Source organism: Halapricum sp. CBA1109, from assembly GCF_009741825.1.
Classification (GTDB): Archaea; Halobacteriota; Halobacteria; order Halobacteriales; family Haloarculaceae; genus Halapricum.
The window spans coordinates 1-3780 of the sequence record NZ_WPCA01000199.1 but is presented as its reverse complement, the minus strand read 5'-3'; the positions used below and the strand labels follow the sequence as shown (position 1 = coordinate 3780).

The 3780-nt window shown below is 67.3% G+C and carries 5 protein-coding genes and 2 pseudogenes; all 7 read right to left on the bottom strand.

Annotation, left to right across the window (positions count from 1 at the left end; all coding sequences use genetic code 11):
- Positions 1-234: hypothetical protein (locus GJ629_RS14950; RefSeq protein WP_197428655.1), on the bottom strand; the 234-nt coding region annotated here is incomplete at its 3' end.
- A gap of 76 nt (positions 235-310) precedes the next feature.
- Entirely contained in the window at positions 311-1048 is a 738-nt protein-coding gene (locus GJ629_RS14945; protein ID WP_157513729.1) for an isopentenyl phosphate kinase, read from the bottom strand.
- Positions 1045-2036, bottom strand: a pseudogene (gene mvk / locus GJ629_RS14940) (mevalonate kinase). The gene GJ629_RS14945 and the pseudogene mvk overlap by 4 nt, the downstream one beginning before the upstream one ends.
- A 50-nt stretch (positions 2037-2086) precedes the next feature.
- The gene (locus GJ629_RS14935) at positions 2087-2794 is read right to left on the bottom strand and encodes a DUF4013 domain-containing protein (RefSeq protein ID WP_157513728.1); all 708 of its coding nucleotides are present in this window, start codon (positions 2792-2794) and stop codon (positions 2087-2089) included.
- Positions 2795-2833: 39 nt separating this feature from the next.
- Entirely contained in the window at positions 2834-3244 is a 411-nt protein-coding gene (locus tag GJ629_RS14930; RefSeq protein WP_157513727.1) for a DUF5518 domain-containing protein, read from the bottom strand.
- Positions 3245-3391: 147 nt separating this feature from the next.
- The gene (locus GJ629_RS17695; protein ID WP_255475246.1) at positions 3392-3520 is read right to left on the bottom strand and encodes a hypothetical protein; all 129 of its coding nucleotides are present in this window, start codon (positions 3518-3520) and stop codon (positions 3392-3394) included.
- 67 nt (positions 3521-3587) lie between these two features.
- Positions 3588-3683 (bottom strand): annotated as a pseudogene (locus GJ629_RS18135) (hypothetical protein); the annotation flags it as partial.
- Positions 3684-3780 lie beyond the last annotated feature (97 nt).

Genomic DNA, 3780 nt, shown 5'->3' with positions numbered 1-3780 from the left:
GACGGTCAGCACGCCGGCGAGAAACACCAACGCGCCGAGGGCGGCCCCGACGGCGGCCACGGCAAGCGCCGTCGTTCCGGGGAGCGAGCCGCTGGGGAGGACGTCGGTGTCCAGCGTGTAGGCGAGACCGATGCCGCCGCCGGCGACCAGCGCAGACAACAGCGTCGTGACCAGGAGATAACCGAACAACCGGACGCCGTAGCGGGAACTATCGCGCGCAGTGAGGGCAGGCATACGTGTCCACTCTCGGGCGACCCCTACGTAAGTTGTGGCCTTCGGAGCGGCAGGCGACTATCACCGGACCGCAGTGCTACGTCCCGCCGTGGACCGTTGTCCCCACCCGTTCGCCGTCGAGAAACGCCGCCAGCCCGTCCAGATCGAATATCGACGCGGGCGTCTCCATCGACAACAGCGACTGCACTTTCCCGGCCATCCCGCCGCTGACGTCCGTCGCGTCGCTCGCGCCGAGGGCGTCCGCCACGGCCTCGAACTCCCGTATCTCCTCGATCACTTCGCCGTCGTCGTCCAACACGCCCGGAACGGCCGAGCAGAGCCCCACTCGGTCGGCCTCAAGCGCCGCGGCCAGTTCGACCACTATCTCGTCGCCCGAGAGGACGGTCACTCCCTCGCCACCGTGGGCGACGACATCGCCGTGGAGCACCGGAACGTACCCCTCGCCGAGTAGCCGTTCCGGGGCCCCCGACGGAAGCGTGAGCGCACCCGAACCGTCGCGGTCGGCCGCCGACAGCGGGTGGACGGGGACCGCCGGCACGTCCCGGTCGCGCAACCGCGAGACGACGAACCGGTTCAGCGTCGCCATCGCGCCGTGGATAGCGATCACCGCGTCCGGGTCCGTGCTCCCTTCGGTCGTCGAGACGCCGTGTTCGGCGGCGTGGTGGTGGCCGAAACTCCCACCGCCGTGGACGACGACGAGGTCCGACCGGCCGGCAACCGCGTCGGCCGCCCTGTCCAGCGCCGGGCCGTCCAGCGTCTCGGGGCGGTCTTTCTCGGTGATGACGCTCCCGCCGAGTTTGAGTATCGTCGTCATCGCTCCTCCAGTCGAACGCCGTCGCGGTCGAGTTCGGCCCGGAAGGCCGCCTCACAGCCGGGCGTGTACTCGAGCGCCGTCTCCGTCGCCGGCGTCTCGTCCAGTGCGACGACGCACCCGCCGCCGCCGGCCCCGGTCAGTTTCGCTCCGCGCGCGTCGGCGTCCCGGGCGGCCCACACCATCGCGTCCAGCGACCGCGCCGAGACCCCCAATGCCGACAGCAGCCCGTGATTGAAGTTCATCAGCCGACCGAGTTCGTCGAGGTTGCCCTCGACCAGCGCGGTCTCACCCCGCCGGACGACATCGCCGATGGCGGAGACCGTGTCCGCGGCGAAGTCGTACTCGTCTCTGAGCCCTCTGCGCCCGCGACCAACGCCCCCGTGTCCCCAGCCCCACCGTCGTACCCGACGACGAACGGCAGGTTCGGTACGTCCTCGATGGCCCGACAGTCCTCGCCCTCGACGCGGACCGCCCCGCCCGTCGCCGAGCAGAACGTGTCCGCCCGCGAGGCTTCGCCCTCCTGAACGGCGTGTTCGACGCGGTAGGCTCGTTCGGCTATCTCCGCCGTCGAGAGGTCGGCCCCCAGCGCCGTCGTCCCGGCAGCGATGGCGGCAACGGCCACCGCGGCCGATGACCCCAGCCCCGCGCCCAGCGGAATGTCGCTCGCTATCGTCACGTCGAACCCCGCCTCGGGCGCGTCGGCCGCGTCCCGGGCCTGTGCGATAGCCTCGTTGACGTACCCCATCGCCGCGTCCAAAAGCGAGTCGGCGACGTCCACGTCGGGGTGGTCGGAGGCCGACCCGTCGTACTCGACGGTGAACCCGTCCAGCGAGAGGTCCTCGGCCTCTACCCTGAGCCGACCGTCGTCGCGCGGTTCCGCCGTCACCCGTGCCCGGCGCTCGATGGCACACGGGACCGCCGGTTCGCCGTAGACGACCGCGTGCTCCCCGAACAGATACACCTTCCCGGGAGCGCTCGCTGTGACCATACCCCCCGGTCCACGCCCGAGCCCCAAGTGTGTTTCCGAACGGCCGCCGGTCAGAACTGCGACCGCGATCGCGGGCCCGACGCCGGCGTCCCCCGGCCGATTCCGCTCACCTCACCGAAGCCGTCGGTCAGCAGCGCGACGACGACTACCTGGCCGTAGAACGTCGGCACAGCCGCCAGTGCCGTCCCAAGTACAGGGACGACGTTCAGCAGTCCGACGACGAACCCGACGGCGATCAGAACCACGACGGCCAAAAGAAACGAGACGAAGTAGTCGGCGCTGAACGCGACGGTCGTTATCGTCCCGATGTCGAACCCGGCGGCGACACTCCCTTCGCGGGCGAAGTTGATCAGCCCCACGTACGCGACGTAACCGAACACTAACGCCAGCACCGACGACAGGAGGAGGCCGAGCAGGATACTCCCCAGCGCCGCCGCGAACCCCGCTTCGCTCCCGGTCAGGAGCGCGAGCACCGACGCCCCCACCGAGACGGCGAACACGACCGCCGGAATGAACATATAGACGACGAATATCAGGGTCGCTTTCAGCCCGTCGACGGTCAGCGCGACCCAGTCGTCGAACGCCGGCGGGACGTCCTCGCCGTTCAGGCGCGCCCGAGCGACGCTGACCAGATACCCCGCCACGACGAACGCCGGGACGATCAGAAAGCCAAGCAGCGTCAGGACGCTCCCGATCAGTATCGTCGCGGTCCAGTCGTCGTCCGCCATCGGATACCGTACCGCCGATTCGATGTCCATAGCTACTGCCCACCCCGGACGGTATTGAGTATTCTCCCCCTACAGTGCGTCCCGCAGGTCGTCGTCGATGGTCGTCTCCTCACGGATGTACCACCCGATAAATCCGCCCAGCGCACTCAAGAGGACGATGTACGCGACACCCATCAGGATCACAACCTGCCCGAACACCGCGAAGGAGCCGTCGATGGACGGACCGAAACTCGACAACCCCGGCGGCCCAAACGTGCTGAAACTGTCGAGGAATCCCAGCCACGTGACCCCGAAAAACAGGAACGGCAGTGCCGCGATACCGCCCGATATCGCACCCACCAGCAAGGCTTCGCTCCTGTCTCCCCCCTGCAGGTACGCCCCGATACCGCCACCGAACACCGGCGAGATGGCCACGAACGACGTGACCAGCGTCACTGCCGCACCGATACCCGAGTTGACCAGTGTCGATCCGCGTTTCATATCTGTTCCACTCGGGGTATTTTTAAAATTCTGTCGAGTGGATATCTAACGACCAGACCCCGTTGGATACTCGGCAGTTCTGTCGAACTCGACTATACGCCAGCAGCCTCGACGACCAAGAGTTCACATCCCCAAAGAAAGGGCCCCTCAGAGTGCGTCCCGCAGGTCGTCGTCGATGGTCGTCTCCTCTCGAATGTACCACCCGATAAATCCGCCCAGCGCACTCAACCCAACCGTGTAGGCCGCGCCGAGGACGACGACGAACAGCAGGATCACCAGGAAAACGCCGGCCGAGGCCCCGCCGCACTGATGCCGCCGAAGACTGAGTAACCCGAAGGAGAACGAACGGTATCACCACGATAGCGCCCGACAGCGCACCGATACGGATCGATTCGCTCTTGTCGCCCCACTCGAGGTAGGCCGCGACACCGCCGCCGATGATCGGCGAGACGCCGACGAACGACGTACAGCTACGGTACGTCTGAGCATCGATCGATGTACAGCTACGTACGTCTGAGCATCGATCGATGTACAGC